This is a genomic window from Azospirillum baldaniorum, assembly GCF_003119195.2.
GTDB classification, from domain to species: domain Bacteria; phylum Pseudomonadota; class Alphaproteobacteria; order Azospirillales; family Azospirillaceae; genus Azospirillum; species Azospirillum baldaniorum.
Map to the genome: position 1 here is coordinate 1,296,476 of NZ_CP022254.1, position 17,486 is coordinate 1,313,961.

At 69.8% G+C, this 17,486-nt stretch carries 16 protein-coding genes; 12 read left to right on the forward strand and 4 right to left on the reverse strand.

Going from position 1 to position 17,486, the window contains the following annotated elements:
• The first annotated feature begins 6 nt into the window (after positions 1-6).
• The 3 genes from rpoN to ptsN all read left to right on the forward strand — a co-directional run bounded on the left by rpoN (position 7) and on the right by ptsN (position 2,797).
• Positions 7-1,584 (forward strand): RNA polymerase factor sigma-54, encoded by a 1,578-nt coding sequence (gene rpoN, locus Sp245p_RS20180; protein WP_014198053.1) that lies wholly within the window; start codon positions 7-9, stop codon positions 1,582-1,584.
• A 123-nt stretch (positions 1,585-1,707) separates the two neighbouring features.
• A complete protein-coding gene (gene hpf / locus Sp245p_RS20185) occupies positions 1,708-2,304 on the forward strand; it encodes a ribosome hibernation-promoting factor, HPF/YfiA family (RefSeq protein WP_014198054.1) in 597 nt (198 codons plus the stop codon).
• Between the two features lie 34 nt (positions 2,305-2,338).
• Positions 2,339-2,797: a PTS IIA-like nitrogen regulatory protein PtsN gene (gene ptsN, locus Sp245p_RS20190; protein ID WP_014198055.1), complete on the forward strand. Its 459-nt coding sequence runs from the start codon at positions 2,339-2,341 to the stop codon at positions 2,795-2,797.
• 161 nt (positions 2,798-2,958) lie between these two features.
• On the opposite strand, the gene ubiG is transcribed toward ptsN, so the two are convergent.
• On the reverse strand, positions 2,959-3,720 hold the full coding sequence (ubiG, locus tag Sp245p_RS20195; RefSeq protein WP_014198056.1) for a bifunctional 2-polyprenyl-6-hydroxyphenol methylase/3-demethylubiquinol 3-O-methyltransferase UbiG: 762 nt from the start codon (positions 3,718-3,720) through the stop codon (positions 2,959-2,961).
• Between the two features lie 156 nt (positions 3,721-3,876).
• On the opposite strand from ubiG, the gene Sp245p_RS20200 reads away from it, so the two are divergent.
• The 7 genes from Sp245p_RS20200 (at position 3,877) to prfA (ending at position 13,852) form a co-directional block, all read left to right on the forward strand.
• The gene (locus tag Sp245p_RS20200) at positions 3,877-5,112 is read left to right on the forward strand and encodes an aspartate kinase (protein ID WP_014198057.1); all 1,236 of its coding nucleotides are present in this window, start codon (positions 3,877-3,879) and stop codon (positions 5,110-5,112) included.
• A 25-nt stretch (positions 5,113-5,137) separates the two neighbouring features.
• The gene (locus Sp245p_RS20205) at positions 5,138-6,244 is read left to right on the forward strand and encodes an NAD(P)H-dependent flavin oxidoreductase (RefSeq protein ID WP_014198058.1); all 1,107 of its coding nucleotides are present in this window, start codon (positions 5,138-5,140) and stop codon (positions 6,242-6,244) included.
• A gap of 1 nt (position 6,245) precedes the next feature.
• On the forward strand, positions 6,246-8,546 hold the full coding sequence (gene ptsP / locus Sp245p_RS20210; RefSeq protein WP_014198059.1) for a phosphoenolpyruvate--protein phosphotransferase: 2,301 nt from the start codon (positions 6,246-6,248) through the stop codon (positions 8,544-8,546).
• 205 nt (positions 8,547-8,751) lie between these two features.
• On the forward strand, positions 8,752-10,089 hold the full coding sequence (locus Sp245p_RS20215) for a helix-turn-helix domain-containing protein (protein ID WP_246119799.1): 1,338 nt from the start codon (positions 8,752-8,754) through the stop codon (positions 10,087-10,089).
• Between the two features lie 133 nt (positions 10,090-10,222).
• Positions 10,223-11,359: a flavodoxin-dependent (E)-4-hydroxy-3-methylbut-2-enyl-diphosphate synthase gene (ispG, locus tag Sp245p_RS20220; RefSeq protein ID WP_014198060.1), complete on the forward strand. Its 1,137-nt coding sequence runs from the start codon at positions 10,223-10,225 to the stop codon at positions 11,357-11,359.
• A gap of 113 nt (positions 11,360-11,472) precedes the next feature.
• The gene (hemA, locus tag Sp245p_RS20225; protein ID WP_014198061.1) at positions 11,473-12,804 is read left to right on the forward strand and encodes a glutamyl-tRNA reductase; all 1,332 of its coding nucleotides are present in this window, start codon (positions 11,473-11,475) and stop codon (positions 12,802-12,804) included.
• Positions 12,779-13,852 (forward strand): peptide chain release factor 1, encoded by a 1,074-nt coding sequence (gene prfA, locus Sp245p_RS20230; protein WP_014198062.1) that lies wholly within the window; start codon positions 12,779-12,781, stop codon positions 13,850-13,852. The genes hemA and prfA overlap by 26 nt, the downstream gene beginning before the upstream one ends.
• A 10-nt stretch (positions 13,853-13,862) precedes the next feature.
• Here prfA and Sp245p_RS20235 read toward each other — a convergent pair whose 3' ends face one another.
• Positions 13,863-14,222 (reverse strand): endonuclease domain-containing protein, encoded by a 360-nt coding sequence (locus tag Sp245p_RS20235; protein ID WP_014198063.1) that lies wholly within the window; start codon positions 14,220-14,222, stop codon positions 13,863-13,865.
• A 146-nt stretch (positions 14,223-14,368) separates the two neighbouring features.
• Between Sp245p_RS20235 and prmC the strand changes: the two genes are divergently transcribed.
• Complete coding sequence (gene prmC, locus Sp245p_RS20240) at positions 14,369-15,223, forward strand: peptide chain release factor N(5)-glutamine methyltransferase (RefSeq protein WP_014198064.1); 855 nt, start codon at positions 14,369-14,371, stop codon at positions 15,221-15,223.
• Positions 15,224-15,510: 287 nt separating this feature from the next.
• A complete protein-coding gene (locus tag Sp245p_RS20245; RefSeq protein ID WP_014198065.1) occupies positions 15,511-15,951 on the forward strand; it encodes a DUF4167 domain-containing protein in 441 nt (146 codons plus the stop codon).
• Positions 15,952-16,046: 95 nt separating this feature from the next.
• Here the strand turns inward: Sp245p_RS20245 and Sp245p_RS20250 are convergent, their stop codons facing one another.
• Entirely contained in the window at positions 16,047-16,841 is a 795-nt protein-coding gene (locus Sp245p_RS20250) for an MOSC domain-containing protein (protein ID WP_014198066.1), read from the reverse strand.
• A gap of 57 nt (positions 16,842-16,898) precedes the next feature.
• Positions 16,899-17,441 (reverse strand): NUDIX domain-containing protein, encoded by a 543-nt coding sequence (locus tag Sp245p_RS20255; protein WP_014198067.1) that lies wholly within the window; start codon positions 17,439-17,441, stop codon positions 16,899-16,901.
• Between the last annotated feature and the right edge of the window lie 45 nt (positions 17,442-17,486).

Consider the following 17,486-nt stretch of genomic DNA (forward strand, 5'->3'; position numbering starts at 1 on the left):
CTGCCCATGGCGCTCAGCCAACGCCTTGATCTTCGTCAGACCCAGTCCCTGGTGATGACTCCGCAGCTGCAGCAGGCCATCAAGCTGCTGCAGCTGTCGAACATCGAACTGTCGGACTTCGTGGACCGCGAGATCGAGCAGAATCCCCTGCTGGAGCGCGATGGTGGCCCCGGCGAGGGCGGCGGCGAGCCCGGGGGAGACGGTGCCGGTGACGGCGGGGGCGAGCCCGGAGCGGTGGACCTCGCCGCGCCGGAGGAGCGCCAGCCGCCGATGACCGACGGGCGCACCCGCGACACGGTGGAGATGACGTCGTCGGAGACGATGGGGTCGGCCTCCGACGCGCCGCTCGACACCGATTTCGAGAATGTCTATTCCGACGACCGTTTCTCCGACGGGACGGACGGCTCCAGCGACGTCTACGGCTCCTGGCAGGAGCGCGGCGGCCGCGGTGGCTTCGAGGACGACGAGTCCAACCTGGAAGCCACGCTGACCGGCCAGAAGAGCCTGCGCGACCATCTGACCGAGCAGCTGAAGATCGACCTGCCGGACCTCGGCGACCAGCTCATCGGTCTGGCGCTGATCGACATGCTGGACGAGGCCGGCTGGATCACCGGGCTGGAGGTGGAGAGCCTCGCGGGGCAGCTCGGCTGCGCGCCGGAACGGGTGGAGCGGGTGCTCGCCGCCTGCCAGCGCTTCGACCCGCCGGGCATCTTCGCGCGGTCGCTGAAGGAATGCCTGGCGATCCAACTGCGCGAGAAGAACCGCTTCGACCCGGCGATGGAGGCCCTGCTCGACCATCTGGAGCTGCTGGCGGCGCGCAACCTGCCGGCGCTGATGAAGGTCTGCGGCGTGGACGCCGAGGACGTCGCCGACATGGTGGCGGAGATCCGCAAGCTGAACCCCAAGCCGGCGCTCAGCTTCGACCACACGCCCGCCCAGCTCGTCACCCCCGACATCCTGATGCGCGCCAACCCCGGCGGCGGCTGGCTGATCGACCTGAACCCGGACACTTTGCCGCGGGTGCTGGTCAACCACCGCTATTTCGCGCGCATTTCCGGCACCGCCCGCAACAAGGCGGACAAGGAATACATCACCGAGCGTTTCCAGTCGGCCAACTGGCTGGTCAAGTCGCTGCACCAGCGCGCCACCACGATTTTGAAGGTGGCCAGCGAGATCATCCGGCAGCAGGACGCCTTTTTCATCCACGGCGTCTCGCATCTGAAGCCGCTGATCCTGCGCGACATCGCCGAGGCGATCGGCATGCACGAGAGCACGGTCAGCCGCGTCACAACCAACAAGTTCATGGCGACGCCACGCGGCGTGTTCGAGTTGAAATATTTCTTCACCTCCGCCATCCAGGGGGCTGACGGGCAGGCGGCCCACTCGGCGGAGGCCGTGCGCTACCGCATCAAGGCGATGATCGACGCCGAGAAGCCGGACGACGTGCTGTCGGACGATAAAATCGTCGAAATCCTTCGTGGTGAAGGGATCGACATTGCGCGCCGGACGGTCGCGAAGTATCGTGAAGCGATGCGCATTCCGTCATCGGTGCAGCGACGCCGTGCCAAGATGTCACGCATGTAACCGGGCCGGGAGGGGGTCGTCCTTGATTGACAGCCCATACCGCCGTCACTATGGTCCCCGTCCGCACGTGGCGGCCTTCCGTCGTCCTATGTCTATCGCGGACCAGATTGGAAACATCCCAAAATGCAACTGACCGTCAAAGGCAAGCAGCTTGACGTTGGCGACGCTCTGCGCACCCACGTCGCGGACAGCCTGAACACCATCGTCGGCAAGTATTTCAACAAGCCGATCGAGGCCAACGTCGTCCTGACGCGCGAAGCGCATCTGTTCAAGGCCGACATCCAGGTGCACGTCGGTCGTGGGATCGTCCTTCAGAGCGCGTCCGACGCCACCGAGCCGTATCCCGCCTTCGACACCGCGTGCGAGAAGCTGGCCAAGCGCCTGCGCCGCTACAAGCGCCGCCTGCGCGACCACCACAGCGTCGAAGCCCCCGCGCAGGAAGCCTTCCCGGCCCGCTACCAGATCCTGGAAGCGGAGAAGGACGAGGCCCATGTGGAGAGCGAAGAGGCCGCTGCCGAAGAGGCGCAGCCCATCGTGATCGCCGAGATGGAAACCAACATCGCGACCCTGGCGGTCAGCGAGGCGGTGATGCGCATGGAACTCGCCGATGCTCCGGCCCTTATGTTCCGCAACGGCGCCCATGGCCGCCTGAACCTGGTCTACCGCCGCGCCGATGGCAACATCGGTTGGGTCGACCCGGCGGAGAAGGCCGGCGCCTGAGTCCGGTCTCTGTTCCAACCACACCCAAAGCGTCATGCTCGATCTCATCACGCCGCACGCCATTCTTCCGAACCTGAAGGCCGGCAGCAAAAAGCAGGCCCTGCAGGACTTGGCGCGCAAGGCGTCCGAGCTGACCGGCCAGCACGAACGGGCGATCTTCGACGTCCTTCTGGAGCGCGAGCGGTTGGGCACCACCGGCGTGGGGCATGGCATCGCCATCCCGCACGGCAAGCTGCCCAACCTCGACCGTGTCCACGGCGTCTTCGCCCGGCTGGAGCGGCCCATCGACTTCGATGCGATCGATGAGCAACCGGTCGATCTGATTTTCCTGCTGTTGGCTCCGGATCATGCCGGCGCCGACCATCTGAAGGCGCTGGCCCGTGTGTCGCGCCTGCTGCGTGACCAGTCCATGTGCGAGAAGCTGCGCGGTTCGGACTCGGCGGACGCGATCTACGCGTTGCTGACCCAGCACGAAGCCAGCCACGCGGCGTAAGGCGCGTTTCCTTGCGAACATGAAAACGGGCGAACATGAAAACGGGAGAGCCGGCGGCTCTCCCGTTTTCGTTTTCCGGCACCCTGTGCCGCCGTCATTCCAGGCCGGGGCGGCAGGACGTACGCATGTACGTCCGTACGCATCGCCGATCCCCTGTACGTTCAGGCCCGCTCCGCCCAGCCCATGTAGTTCACGTCGAGATCGCGTGGGTTCAGCCGGAACTCGTCGGACAGCGGGTTGTAGGTGATGCCGGTCAGGTCGCGGATCGCCATCCCCTCGGCGCGCACGGCGGCGGCCAACTCGCCTGGGCGCAGGAACTGGCGCCAGTTGTGGGTGCCGCGGGGCAGCCAGCGCAAGATGTACTCCGCCCCGACGATGGCCAGCGCGAAGGACTTCGGCGTGCGGTTCAGCGTCGCCAGGAACAGCGCGCCGCCCGGCGCGGTCAGCGCCGCGCAGGACTTCACGAACAGCGGCACGTCGGCGACATGCTCGATCACCTCCATCGCCAGCACGGCGTCGAAGCGCTCGCCGCTGGCGGCCAGGGCCTCGGCGGTGGTGGCGCGGTAATCGACGGGGGTGCCGGTTTCCGCGGCGTGGGCGGCGGCGGTGCGGACGTTGCGCTCGGCCGCGTCAACGCCGACCACGGTGGCGCCCATGCGGGCGACGGGCTCCGAGAGCAGGCCGCCGCCGCAGCCGATGTCGACGATGCGCAGGCCCTTCAGCGGCTCGGCCGCCAGCGGGTCGCGGCCGAAGCGGCGGCACAGCGTGTCGCGGATGTAGGCCAGCCGCAGCGGGTTCAGCCGGTGCAGGGGCCGGAACTTGCCGGTGGGGTCCCACCATTCCGCGGCGATGGCCGAAAAGCGGGCGATGTCCTGGGGGTCGACAGTGCCTGCGGTGCCTGCGGTTCCGGCGGTCGCGGTCATGAAAGAAATCCCGTATGCTTGGATTGCGAGAACAATTGCGGGGCGAACTTGCCTCGCTGTGAGCGACAGAGTATGGATACGCCGCCCCGCGCCGGCAACGGTAGAGCGGGGGCGCGGACTGCCGGCTTTTTTGCCGGCCCAGACATGGTGTGAGGTATGGCGCGGATCGTCCTCAAGTTCGGCGGCACGTCGGTCGGCGACATCGACCGCATCAAGAACGTGGCCCGAAAGGTCGAGCAGGAAGTCAAGGCGGGGCATCAGGTCGCCGTCGTCGTGTCGGCGATGTCCGGCGTGACCAACCAGCTCGTGAAATACTGCAACGACATCGACAAGCTGCACGACGCGCGCGAGTACGACGCCATCGTCGCTTCGGGCGAGCAGGTGACCTCCGGTCTCCTCGCCATCGCGCTGCAGTCGCTCGGCATCCAGGCGCGGTCCTGGCTCGGCTGGCAGATTCCGATCTACAGCGACGAGACGCACGGCAAGGCGCGCATCGTGTCCATCGACACGGCGGAGCTGGACAAGCGGATGAACACCGGCGAGGTCGCCGTGGTCGCCGGCTTCCAGGGCGTGACCGAAACCGGCCGCATCACCACGCTGGGCCGCGGCGGCTCCGACACCTCGGCGGTTGCCCTCGCGGCGGCGCTGAAGGCCGACCGCTGCGACATCTACACCGATGTGGACGGCGTCTACACCACCGACCCGCGCATCGTCACCAAGGCGCGCAAGCTCTCCAAGATCACCTACGAGGAGATGCTGGAGCTGGCGTCGCAGGGGGCGAAGGTCCTGCAGACCCGCTCGGTCGAGATGGCAATGAACCACCGCGTGCGCGTGCAGGTTCTGTCGAGCTTCGAGGAGGCCGCCGGCAGCGCGCTTCCCGGTACCCTTGTTGTTGACGAGGACGAGATCGTGGAAAAGGAAGTTGTGAGCGGCATCGCCTACAGCCGCGACGAGGCGAAGATCACCCTCATCGGCGTCGCCGACCGTCCGGGCGTGGCGGCCAGCATCTTCGGTCCGCTGACCGACGCCGCCGTCAATGTCGACATGATCGTCCAGAACGTGTCGGAAGACGGCAAGTCCACCGACATGACCTTCACGGTCGGCAAGGCTGACATCGCCCGCGCCGTCAAGGTGCTGGAGGACGCCCAGGCCGAGCTGAACTACAAGCGCATCGTCTCCGACGCCAACGTGGTGAAGGTGTCGGTGATCGGCGTCGGCATGCGCAGCCACGCCGGCGTCGCCCAGCGCATGTTCAAGGCGCTGGCCGACAAGGGCATCAACATCCAGGTCATCTCCACCTCCGAGATCAAGATCTCCGTCCTGATCGCCGAGGAGTATGCGGAGCTGGCGCTGCGCGCGCTGCACACCGCCTACGGGCTGGACGCGGCCTGAGCCGGGTGAAGGGGGAGGGGCGGCGATGACCGACGCCAGGTCCGACGCGGTCGCAGGCGCCCGACTCGACCGGCTGTGGGAGCGTGGCTGCGCCTTCCTCGGCACGCGCACCGCCATCATGGGCGGTGCGATGAGCTGGGTGTCGGAGCGCCACCTCGTCTCCGCCATCTCCAACGCCGGGGGGTTCGGCGTGCTGGCCTGCGGCTCGATGCCGCCGGACCTGCTGGCGGCGGAGATCGCCGCCACGCGGGCGCTGACCGCGAAGCCCTTCGGCGTCAACCTCATCAACATGCACCCGGACCTCGACCGTCTGATCGACGTCTGCCGGGAGCTGGCGGTGAGCCATGTGGTGATCGCCGGGGGCTTCCCCAGCGGCGCCACCATCAAGCGGATCAAGGACGGCGGCGCCCGCGCCATGGCCTTTGCCCCGACGCTGGTCAGCGGCCGGCGGATGGTCAAGATCGGCATCGACGCCCTGGTGATCGAGGGCACGGAGGCCGGCGGCCACATCGGCCCCGTCTCCACCACCGTCCTGGCGCAGGAGATCCTGCCCGACCTGCGCGAGGTCCCGGTCTTCGTGGCCGGCGGCATCGGGCGCGGCGAGGCCATCCTGTCCTATCTGGAGCAGGGGGCGGCGGGCGTGCAGATCGGCACCCGTTTCGTCTGCGCCACCGAATCCATCGCGCACCAGCGCTTCAAGCAGGTCTTCATCAAGGCCTCGGCGCGCGACGCCCAGGCGTCGGTGCAGATCGACCCGCGCTTCCCGGTGATCCCGGTGCGGGCGCTGGCCAACGCCGGGTCCAAGCGGTTCATGGAGCTTCAGCGCGAGGTCATCGCGCGCGTCGACCGCGGCGAGACGACGCGCGACGCGGGCATCCTGGAGATCGAGCATTTCTGGGCCGGCGCGCTGCGCCGGGCGGTGATCGACGGCGACGTGGAAAGCGGTTCGCTGATGGCCGGGCAGAGCGTCGGGCTGGTCACGCGCGAGCAGCCGGTGGCCGAGATCATCGGCGACCTGATCGTCCAGGCCGAAGCGGCGCTGGCCGCCCGCTGCGCGCGCATCGACGCCGAGGAGCCGCCGGTCATCGGTCAATCGGCCGCCGGTCAATCGGCCATCCTGGGGGCGGCATGAGATGAACGGCGTCGTGGGCGACATCCCCGCCGGTTCGCCGGGCTTCGACGGCGCCGCCTCGCGCCGCCTGCTGGCGCGGCTGCGCGACGTCATGGCGGGCTCCGGCTCCGGCCAGGAGCGGCTGGACAAGATCGTCACCCTGATCGGCATGGAGATGGGGGCGGACGTCTGCTCCTGCTACGTCATGCGGGCGGGCGAGGTGCTGGAGCTGTTTTCCACGCTCGGTCTGAACCAGGACGCCGTGCACAACACCCGCCTGCGCGTGGGCGAGGGCATCGTCGGCGACATCGCCGGCCACGCGCGGCCCATCGCGCTGGACAACGCGCCGTCGCACCCCAGCTTCGCCTACCGCCCGGAAACCGGGGAGGACCCCTTCCTGTCGCTGGCCGGCGTGCCGATCCTGCGCGGCGGCAAGGTCCGCGGCGTCCTGGTCATCCAGCACAAGGACCGCCGCCGCTACACCGAGGTCGAGGTCGAGACGCTCCAGACCATCGCCATGGTGGTGGCCGAGCTGGTCGCCCAGGGCGAGCTGGTCAACCCGCAGGAGGTCGCCTCCACCGGCGATCCGGCGCTGCTGCCGGCCCGCCTGTCGGGCACCTCGCTGGCCAGCGGCCTGGCGATGGGGCTGGCGGTGATCCACCGCCCGCAGCTGACCATCCGGCAGATGGTGTCCGAGGACGCGGAGAGCGAACTGGCGCGGCTGAACGCGGCCATCGCCACCATGCACAGCGCCATCGACGACCTGCTGAACGCGGCGGCGCTGGCGGGCTTGAGCGAGCCCAAGGACATCCTGGAAACCTACCGCATGTTTGCGGAGGACCGCGGGTGGCTGTCGCGCATCCGCGAGGCGATCCGCATGGGTCTGACGGCGGAAGGGGCGGTGCAGCAGGTGCAGAACGACACCCGCGCCCGCATGAGCCACCTGACCGACCCCTACATCCGCGAACGGCTGCTCGATCTGGAGGACCTGACCAACCGGCTGCTCCAGCACCTTGCCGGGCGCAAGTCGGAGGCCGACGGCGGCACGCTGCCGGAGGACATCGTCCTGGTCGCGCGCTCCATGGGACCGGCGGAGCTTCTCGACTACGACCAGCGCCGCCTGCGCGGGGTGATCCTGGAGGAGGGCTCGCCGTCCAGCCACGTCTGCATCGTGGCCCGCGCGTTGAACATCCCGGTGGTGCAGGCGCCCGACGCGCTGAACCGGATCGAGCCGCTGGACCCGGTGATCGTCGACGGCGACCACGGGCAGGCCTTCGTCCGCCCGGCCGAGGACATCCAGATGGCCTTCGCGGAGGCCGTCGCCCTGCGCGCCCGCAAGGAGCAGATGTACGAGGCGATCCGCGCGCAACCCTCGGTGACGCGGGACGGCGTGCCGATCTCCATCCAGCTCAACTGCGGCCTGCTGATCGACCTGCCGCACCTGAAGGCCAGCGGGGCGGAGGGCATCGGCCTCTACCGCACCGAGATCCCCTTCATGGTGCGCTCGACCTACCCGGACGTCCACGCGCAGACCGACCTCTATTCGCGCATCCTCGACCAGACCGACGACAAGCCGGTGGTCTTCCGCACGCTCGACGTCGGCGGCGACAAGATGCTGCCCTACATCGCGGCCAGCGAGGGGGAGGAGAATCCGGCGCTCGGCTGGCGGGCCATCCGCATCGGGCTGGACCATCCGTCGCTGCTGCGTCAGCAGCTGCGCGCCCTGCTGCGGGCGTCCGCCGGGCGTCCGCTGTCGGTGATGTTCCCGATGATCGCCGAGGTGGCGGAGTTCGACGCCGCCCGCCGCCTGCTCGATCTGGAGATCAACCGGCTGAAGGGTCAGGGCGGCGAGCCGCCCAGCCGCGTGCGCGTCGGCACGATGATCGAGGTGCCGGCGCTGCTCTGGCAGTTGCCCGCCCTGCTGCCGCGGGTGGACTTCCTGTCGGTCGGCTCCAACGACCTGACCCAGTACATCTTCGCCAGTGACCGCGGCAACCCGCGCACCTCCGGCCGCTACGACCCGCTGTCGCCGGCCATGATGAGCCTGCTGCGGCGGCTGGTCGAGGCCTGCGGCGACGCCGGTGTTCCGGTCAGCATCTGCGGTGAGATGGCCGGCCGGCCGCTGGACGCCATGGCGCTGATCGGCATCGGCTTCCGCACCCTGTCGATGTCGCCGCCCTCGGTCGGGCCGGTGAAGACGATGCTGCGCTCACTCGACGTGGCGGTGCTGCGCCAGTACATGAACGGGCTCTATCTGCGCGGCGACCACAGCCTGCGCGACAAGCTGCGCAGCTTCGCCAAGGACCACGGCGTCATCATCTGAGGCCACGCCCAAGGCCGCTTCGTCCACCCTGGAGCCATATCCCACTCTGGCGCTCGCCGCGGCGGCGTTTTGTTACAGCGGTTTGGACGAAGGGCGTATACAAGATGGCAGGATCACGGTCGTTCCCGGTTGCGCCGATCCCGCGGCTGGCGTACCCATGCCGGGGCTGCGACCATAAGTCATCCGAGGCGACGGTACGGTTGAGATGATGGGCAAGCGCAAGGTTTTCGGCTCCTACGACCCCACGCAGGACGGCCCGGCGCAGACCGGCCCTAGCGTGTCCGACACCCTGCGCGAGACGCGCGAGAGCCTCGGCTACGACCTGCGCGAGGTCGCGACGATGCTGCGCATCCGCTACCCCTACCTGCAGGCCATCGAGGCGGGCCGGTTCGAGGATCTGCCGGGCACCACCTACGCCGCCGGTTTCCTGCGCTCCTACGCGGAATGCCTGGGGCTCGACCCGGACACCATCCTCACCCGCTACAAGGACGAGGCGGCGGGCCGCACGCGCAGCCAGCAGCTTTATTTCCCGACCCCGGTGCCGGAAGGCCGCATCCCCGGCGGCACGGTCCTGCTCGGCACGATGGTGCTGGCCGGCATCGTCTATGGCGGCTGGTACTATCTGTCGGCGACCGACCGGTCGATGGTCGATCTGGTTCCAACCCTGCCCGACCGGCTGGTCTCGCTGCTCGACACGCTGCCCTTCAACGCCAGCCAGAATGGGGGTGGCCAGAACGGTGGCGGCCAGAACGTCGGGGCGCCGGTCCCCGTCGGCTCGCCCACCGCCCCGGCGTCCGTCCCGACCGTGATGGCGGAGGCTCCGCCCGCTCCGGCGGCTTCCCCAGCGGCTTCTCCGGTGGCCGCCCCGCCCGCGGCCGGTGGTGGGTCCACGGCGGCTCCCGCTCCGGTGACACCGGCTCCCGCCGCTCCGGCCTCCACCGGCCAAGCCCCCACCGTCCAGGCCCCTGCGACCGCGGCTCCGGCGAAGCCCACTCCGGCTCCCGCGGCGGTGGTTGCCCAGCCGGCGCCGGCCGTTCCCGCCAAGCCGAACGCTCCCGCGGCGGTTCCGGCTCCCGCTCCATCGGCCATGGTGAACGTCCCGCCGCCCCCGGCCGAGGACGACGAGTCCGAGGGGGCCACGCAGGAACCGACCCCGCTCACGCCCGCCGCCCCGGCCATCGCCAGCCTGCCGCCCACGGCTCCGACGGCGCCGCCGCCCGCCGTGGACGGGGCGCTGCCGTCGAAGGTCTATGGCACGCAGAACGCGGCCTCGCGCATCCAGCTCCGCGCCACACAGGACAGCTGGATCCAAGTGCGCGACAACAGCGGCGAGATCATCTTCACCCGCGTGCTGAAGCCGGGCGACGTCTACCGCGTGCCCGACCGCTCCGGCATCCGCGTCCGCACCGGCAACGCCGGCGGGCTCATCGTCGTCACCGACGGGGTGGACGGCGCGCCGATGGGCGCGGTCGGGCAGGTGCTGCGCGACGTGTCGCTGGACCAGCACGCCCCGACCCTGCGCGGCGCCGCCCCCGTCCATTGAGGACGGGCCGCCAAAGACAAGCCGGTGACGGCTTTTTCCCTTGAATCCGGCGCGGCGGACCGCACTTCAGGCGTAACGCCGGCTGCGCTATAAGACCGCGCCGGACCCGATTCATGCCCCGAGGCCACAGCCCATGAGCAGCGTGCGCGCCTACCGCCAGATCCTTCGCCGCAAGTCCCGCCAGATCCGGGTGGGCAATGTGCTCGTCGGCGGCGATGCGCCGATCTCGGTGCAGACGATGACCAACACGCCGACCGCCGACGTGGCGGCGACGGTGGCGCAGATCCAGGCGGCGGAACGGGTGGGCGCCGACATCGTGCGCGTCTCCTGCCCCGACCAGGAATCGGCGCTGGCCCTGAAGCAGATCGTGCCGCAGGTCTCGGTGCCGATCGTCGCGGACATCCATTTCCACTACAAGCGCGCCATCGAGGCGGCGCAGAGCGGGGCGGCCTGCCTGCGCATCAACCCCGGCAACATCGGCTCGGCGGAGCGGGTGCGCGAGGTGGTGAAGGCGGCCAAGGATTACGGCTGCTCCATGCGCATCGGCGTCAACGCCGGCTCTCTGGAGCAGGACCTGCTGGAGAAGTACGGCGAGCCCTGCCCGGAGGCGCTGGTCGAGAGCGCCCTGAATCACGCCAAGATCCTGGAGGACCACGACTTCACCGAGTTCAAGATTTCGGTGAAGGCGTCCGACGTGTTCCTGGCCGTCGCCGCCTACCAGGGGCTGGCCGAGGCCTGCGACTATCCGCTGCACATCGGCATCACCGAGGCCGGCGGCCTGCGCGCCGGGACGGTGAAGTCGTCCATCGGGCTCGGCATGCTGCTGTGGTCGGGCATCGGCGACACCATCCGCGTGTCCCTGTCGGCCGAGCCGGCGGAGGAGGTCCAGGTCGGCTACGAGATGCTGAAGTCGCTGGGCCTGCGGCGGCGCGGTGTCACGGTCATCTCCTGCCCGAGCTGCGCGCGGCAGAACTTCAACGTCATCAAGACGGTGGAGACGCTGGAGGCGCGGCTGGCCCACATCACCACGCCGCTGACCCTGTCGGTCATCGGCTGCGTGGTCAACGGCCCCGGCGAGGCGCGCGAGACCGACATCGGGCTGACCGGCGGCGGCAACAACACCCATCAGGTCTATCTGTCCGGCGTCACCGACCACCGGCTGAAGGACCAGAACATCGTCGATCACCTCGTCGGGCTGGTCGAGAAGAAGGCCGCCGAGATCGAGGCGGCCAAGGCCGCCGAAAAGGCAGCGGAAAACGCCGCCGAATGACGGAACCGGCGCGGGCGGCAATTGAGTTAAGGACGCTCCGCGCCATCCGTGCTTAAATCCGCGGCAATCCCGTCATCCTTGTCGGCCGTGCCGCGGCCTGGGCCAGAGTCAGAGTGACCGCTTCCTACTTCGTCATCGGCGCCAGCCATCGGTCCTGCTCCGGCGCGATCCGCGACCGTCTGACGACGGAGGAGGCGGAGGTGCCGGCGATGCTGGAGCGGCTGAGCGCCGCCGGCATCACCCAGGCGATGTGGCTCAGCACCTGCGACCGGGTCGAGGTCCAGGCGGTGCACGAGCGCCCGAACGAGGCCGCTCTCACCATCGCCGGGATCATGGCGGAACGGGTGGGGCTGAGCGAGCCCGACCTCGCCGGGCAGCTCTACACCCTGACCGGGCCGGCGGCGGTGCGCCACGTCTTCGCCGTCGCCTGCTCGCTCGACAGCCAGATCGTCGGCGAACCGCACATCCTGGGGCAGGTCAAGGCCGCCCACCGCCACGCCGCCGCCGCCGGCCTGTCCGGGCCGGAGCTGGAGGGGCTTCTCCAGGCCGCCTACGGCGCCGCCAAGCGGGTGCGCCGCGAGACGCCGATCGCCGAGGGCGCCACCTCGCTGGTCGCCGCGGCGGTCCAGGTGGCGCGCGACCTGCACGGCGACCTGAGGCGCTGCACCGGCCTGCTGATGGGGCTGGGCGACATGGGCGCCCTGGTGCTGGAGGGGCTGCGCGAGGCGGGACTGGGCCGGCTGATCGTCGCCGCCCCGGTGGACCGCCGGGCCGAAGCGGCGGCGCGGCGCATGGACAGCCACTTCGCGCCCTGGGCCGATCTCGATTCGGCGCTGACCAGCGCGGATATCGTGGTGACCGCGGCGGGCCTGGGGCGCTATATCCTCTCCGCACAGCAGTTGGGGGCGGCGTTGAAGCGCCGCCGCCGGCGCCCGGTGTTCGTGGTGGACGCGGCGATCCCCGCCGACGTCGATCCGGACGTTGCCGGGCTGGACGAGGCCTTCGTCTACGACCTCGCCGATCTGGAGCGCGTGGCGCTGCAGGGGCGGGTGGGGCGGGAGGCGGCGACCCAGGCGGCCTGGACCATCGTGGACGACGCCTTGGCGGCCTTCGCCCGCCACCGGGCCGAGCGCGCCGCGGTGCCCGCCGTGGCGGCGCTGCGGACGCATTTCGAGACGGAGCGGCGGCGCCTGCTGGACGAGCAGCGGGGGCTGGACGCGGCGTCGGCGACGCGGCTGCTGGTCAACCGGCTGCTGCACGGCCCGTCGGAGGCGCTGCGCGCCATGGCGGCGGACCCGGACGGCGCCGGGCTGGCGGAGCGGGCGGCGGCGGAACGGCTGCTGTTCCGGCTGTTCCGGCTGGACGAGCCTGCCGGAGCCGGTATGGGCGCCGGGAGCGATTTGGATAAGGACGAGCGACGTGAGCCTGGACGAGAAGTTCAATAGGGTCGTGGCCCGCCATGACGAGCTGCGGGACGCGATGGCGGCGGGGACGGTGGACCCGGCGGACTTCGCCCGGCTGTCGAAGGAATACGCCGACCTGACCCCGGTGGCCGAGGCCATCGCCGAGTTGAAGAAGGCGAAGGCGGAGGCCGCCGACCTCGCCGGCATGATCGCCGACCCGGCGGGCGACGCCGACATGAAGGCGCTGGCCGAGGAGGAGTTCGGCGATCTCACCCGCCGCATCCCCGCCCTGGAGCGCCGGGTGCAGATTTCCCTGCTGCCCAAGGACGAGGCGGACGAGAAGAACGCCATCCTGGAGGTGCGCGCCGGCACCGGCGGCGACGAGGCGGCGCTGTTCGCCGCGGAGCTGTTCGAGATGTACCGCCGCTACGCCGGGCTCCAGGGCTGGCGGTTCGAGACGATGGAGGTCAGCGAGACCGGCATCGGCGGCTACAAGGAGGCCATCGCCAACATTACCGGCCGCAACGTCTTCGCCCGGCTGAAGTTCGAATCGGGCGTCCACCGCGTGCAGCGCGTTCCGGCGACCGAGACGCAGGGGCGCATCCACACCTCCGCCGCGACCGTCGCGGTGCTGCCCGAGGCGGAGGAGGTGGACATCCACATCGATGAGAAGGACCTGCGCATCGACGTGTTCCGCTCCAGCGGCCCCGGCGGCCAGTCGGTGAACACGACGGACAGCGCGGTGCGCATCACCCACCTGCCGACCGGCCTCGTGGTCAGCCAGCAGGACGAGAAGAGCCAGCACAAGAACAAGGCCAAGGCCCTGAAGGTGCTGCGCGCCCGCCTCTACGAGCGGGAGCGCGCCGAGAAGGACAAGGCCCGCGCCGCCGACCGCAAGAGCCAGGTGGGCTCCGGCGACCGGTCGGAGCGCATCCGCACCTACAACTTCCCGCAAGGGCGGGTGACCGACCACCGCATCAACCTGACGCTCTACAAGATCGAGAAGGTGATGGCCGGCGAGGCGCTGGACGAACTGATCGACGCGCTGACGGCCGAGGACGAGGCGGCGCGGCTGTCGGAATTGCAATAGGGCGGTTTGGTCAATCTTCCTCCGGGCGTTTCTGCCCGCCGATGGCGGCGAGGATCATCGCCGCCACGCCCTCCGGGTTGTTCAGCACGTCGTTGTTCCAGAAGCGCAGGATTCGCCAGCCGTGATGCCGCAGATGCTCGTCCCGCGTGGAGTCGTAGGCGGAGTCGGCGTGCTGGCTGCCGTCGACTTCGACAACCAGCTTTGCCTGGATGCAGGCGAAATCAGCGATGTAGGGGGGAATGGGGTGCTGACGGCGAAACTTCCATCCGCTGAGCTGCTCACTGCGCAATTGGCGCCAAAGCGCTCGTTCGGCGTCGGTGGGCTGAGTGCGCAGGTCACGAGCGCGGTATTTCAGCTTGGAGTTCCGCATAGGCGCTCGTGTGGCAACACGGGCCCCCACCCTAACCCTCCCCCGCTGCGCAGGGGAGGGAACAGGACGTCGCATCCTTGTCCCTCCCCTGCGCAGCGGGGGAGGGAGGGGACCCATGCAGAGCATGGGGAGGGTGGGGGCAATTCATGACCATCACGCTTCACCAACTCCGCCGCACCGCCGAGGCCCGCCTGCGCGAGGCCGGCGTGGACACTCCCGACCTCGACGCGCGCCTGCTCGTCGAGCACGCGCTGGGCCTCACCCGCCACGACCTGTTCACCCGGGCCAACGACCCCGTCCCCGAACCGGACGCCGCGCGCCTCTTCGCCCTGGTCGAGCGGAGGGCGGCGCGGGAACCGGTGGGGCGCATCCTCGGCCATCGCGAGTTCTGGACGATCGACCTCTCCCTCAACCCCGACACGCTGGAGCCGCGGGCCGACACCGAGACGCTGGTCGAGGCGGTGCTGAAGGCCCTGCCGGACCGGAGCGCCCCGCTGCGGCTGCTCGACCTCGGCACCGGGACCGGCTGCATCCTGCTCGCCCTGCTGGCGGAACTGCCCAACGCCAGCGGCCTCGGTGTCGACCTCAGCCCCGGCGCGGTGGCCGCCGCCACCGAGAACGCGGCGCGCAACGGGCTGGCCGAGCGGGCGCGCTTCCAGACCGGCAACTGGGGCGCCGGGCTGGCCGAGCGGTTCGACGTCGTCGTTTCCAACCCGCCCTACATCCCCAGCGCCGACATCGCCGCGCTCGATCCGGAGGTGCGGGAGCACGACCCGCTGCGCGCGCTGGACGGCGGCGCCGATGGGCTGGACGCCTACCGGATCATCGCCGCGCAGACGCCGGATTTGCTTCAGCCGGGCGGTCTGGCCGGGCTGGAGGTCGGGCAGGGGCAGGCGGCGGACGTGGCGGGGCTGCTGGCCGGCGCCGGGCTGGAGCCGGCGGGCGTCTTCCGCGATCTGGGCGGCGTGGAACGCTGCGTCCTGGGGCGGGGGCGGACGTGATTTCGCCCCATCCCCCCAAAAAAAAGGTTGGATTGACGCGCGGTCCCCAGTAGGGTGCAAGGACGACGATGGCCCGGGGACGATCATCCCAGGGCGTACCCATGGCCTCCGGAAACCCCGCGCGGTTGGGCGGACGTCCGAGAAGGCAGACCGGTTGATCGGTTGGGCGCGTCGATTTGATCCCTGCGACCCATCCGCGGTTGGTTCCGCGGCGGGCCCGGCGACCGGATGGTCAGCCAGGGCGTTTGCGGGATTGCACTTCTCTTACATGGGGCCATAAGAGCCAAATGAGACAAGGACCGAACTCCAGGCGCTCGCGCGGTCGTGGCAACGGCGGCGGTGGTGGCGGAGGTGGCGGCGGCGGAGGTGGCGGTGGCAACCGCCGGCAGAACGTTCCGCTGCGTCACCAGACCTTCGACAGCAATGGTCCGGACGTGCGCATCCGCGGCAACGCGTGGCAGGTCCATGAAAAGTATCTGGCGCTGGCCCGCGACGCCTCCTCGTCCGGCGACCGCGTCCAGGCGGAAAACTACCTTCAGCATGCGGAACACTATTTCCGCATCATCAACCAGATCCAGGAATCCGAGAACCGCCAGCGCGGCAACGTCGGCGCCGCGGGCCTTGGCCCGCAGCCCAGCCTGGGCGGTTCGGCGGAGGACGAGGACGGCGGCGAGATGGGCGACGAGTCCGAGGCGGCCGCCGACGAACGCACCCCGATGAGCGCCTGACCATTCGTTTGATGACCGTTGGTCCTGAGGCCGGGGAGTTCCGGCTTCAGGCCCGACGGGTTTCAGGGCTGACGGTGTTCAGGATTGCGCGTTTTTCAGGACGGCAGGTCGTCGGCCAGCGCCACCGGGTCGCCCACCGCGATCCGGCCCCCATGCACCACCCGGGCATAGACGCCGCACTGCGTGTGGTCGTAACCGCGCTCCAGAATGGGGAGCGTGTTGAGGTCGCGCGCACCGGTCGCCGGGTTGACCTCGCTGGACGGCCGGCAATCCTTGTGGTCGCAGATGCGCAGCGTGACCTCGCCGACGATCAGCAGCGCGCCGATCCATTGGCGTTCCACCCAGGGCTCCAGCCCGTCGATCATCAGGTTGGCGCGGAAGCGCCGCGGGTCGACCGGCTGCTTGGCCACCCGCTCCTCCAGATCGCGCACGCTGGCGAGATTGAGGATGGAGACCGCGGCCTCCTCCCGGTCGGTGAAGGAAAAACCGCCACCCTGCGCCGGGTTCCTGGCCTCGGCCAGCTTGGGCAGGCCGGGGGCCGCACCGGCCAGATAGGCGGCGAAGAACTGCTCCACCAGCATCCGGCCCATCGGTTGGTCCAGACGCCCGCGCGACACCTGCTTGCCGCCGCGCCGGATGATCAGCGACTGGGTGGCCTCGTCGAACTCGGAATCGAGCAGCGCCAGCTTCTCGTTCCGGTCGAGCGTGAAGAAATCCTCGTTCGGTCGCCAGCCCTCGACATCCGGGGTCAGGGCGGCCGGGCCGTGCAGCAGGCCGAAGCGCCGGTCAAAGGGAATGGGTTGGCCGGTGACGAGGTCAACGGCGGGAAGATCCTGGCCGCTCAGCCCCTTCACGGGGTAGCGGCGTATGGCGGCGACGGTCGCGGGCATTGCATCGCACAATGGTGGGACCGGTTCGCTTCTGTCAACCGTCGCAATCGAAAACCGTCACCAGCGCTCGGCCAAAGGCTCCCGACCCTGGAACTCGGCGATTCGCCGCCGTGTCGCGGGTGAGGTGTCCTCCGGCAGCCGGTCCAGCGGGAAGAAGCGCGCCTCCAGGATCTCCACCCCGTCGGCCTGGAGCGTTCCCGACCATCCGCGCGCGACGAAGACCGCCACATGGTCGCTCGCCCCGTGCCGGAAGCGGGCGTAGACGCCGAAGGGCTGCGGGCCGCTCTCCACGGTCAACCCGACCTCCTCGCGCACCTCGCGGCGCATGGCCTCCACCAGGGACTCCCCTTTTCCGACTCCGCCGCCCGGAAAATGCCAGCCGCCGACGTAGCTGTGGCGGATCAGCAGGACCGAGCCCGCACCGCCCCCAGGGTCCGAGTCGTCCAGGATGATCCCCCGCACCCCCATGGTCAGCGGCCGCGCCACCCAATGCCACATGTTGCGGCCGTGCCAGGCCAGCCGCATCAGGGGGGTGGTCAGGGCGGGCCGCAGGGCCGTGGGCGAGGGGTTGCGCGGGGTGCTGGTGGGCGTCGCCGTCATGAAAAAAGCATTCCGTGGCTTTGAATGAAAACCCTAGCCCCTTCC

Coding starts and splice junctions, on each gene's coding strand:
- Sp245p_RS20200 (WP_014198057.1), top strand. CDS start 3,877: ATGGCGCGGATCGTCCTCAAGTTCGGCGGCACGTCGGTCGGCGACATC.
- Sp245p_RS20250 (WP_014198066.1), bottom strand. CDS start 16,841: ATGCCCGCGACCGTCGCCGCCATACGCCGCTACCCCGTGAAGGGGCTG.
- ptsP (WP_014198059.1), top strand. CDS start 6,246: ATGAACGGCGTCGTGGGCGACATCCCCGCCGGTTCGCCGGGCTTCGAC.
- ubiG (WP_014198056.1), bottom strand. CDS start 3,720: ATGACCGCGACCGCCGGAACCGCAGGCACCGCAGGCACTGTCGACCCC.
- ispG (WP_014198060.1), top strand. CDS start 10,223: ATGAGCAGCGTGCGCGCCTACCGCCAGATCCTTCGCCGCAAGTCCCGC.
- ptsN (WP_014198055.1), top strand. CDS start 2,339: ATGCTCGATCTCATCACGCCGCACGCCATTCTTCCGAACCTGAAGGCC.
- hpf (WP_014198054.1), top strand. CDS start 1,708: ATGCAACTGACCGTCAAAGGCAAGCAGCTTGACGTTGGCGACGCTCTG.
- Sp245p_RS20245 (WP_014198065.1), top strand. CDS start 15,511: ATGAGACAAGGACCGAACTCCAGGCGCTCGCGCGGTCGTGGCAACGGC.
- Sp245p_RS20255 (WP_014198067.1), bottom strand. CDS start 17,441: ATGACGGCGACGCCCACCAGCACCCCGCGCAACCCCTCGCCCACGGCC.
- Sp245p_RS20235 (WP_014198063.1), bottom strand. CDS start 14,222: ATGCGGAACTCCAAGCTGAAATACCGCGCTCGTGACCTGCGCACTCAG.
- Sp245p_RS20215 (WP_246119799.1), top strand. CDS start 8,752: ATGATGGGCAAGCGCAAGGTTTTCGGCTCCTACGACCCCACGCAGGAC.
- prmC (WP_014198064.1), top strand. CDS start 14,369: ATGACCATCACGCTTCACCAACTCCGCCGCACCGCCGAGGCCCGCCTG.
- rpoN (WP_014198053.1), top strand. CDS start 7: ATGGCGCTCAGCCAACGCCTTGATCTTCGTCAGACCCAGTCCCTGGTG.
- Sp245p_RS20205 (WP_014198058.1), top strand. CDS start 5,138: ATGACCGACGCCAGGTCCGACGCGGTCGCAGGCGCCCGACTCGACCGG.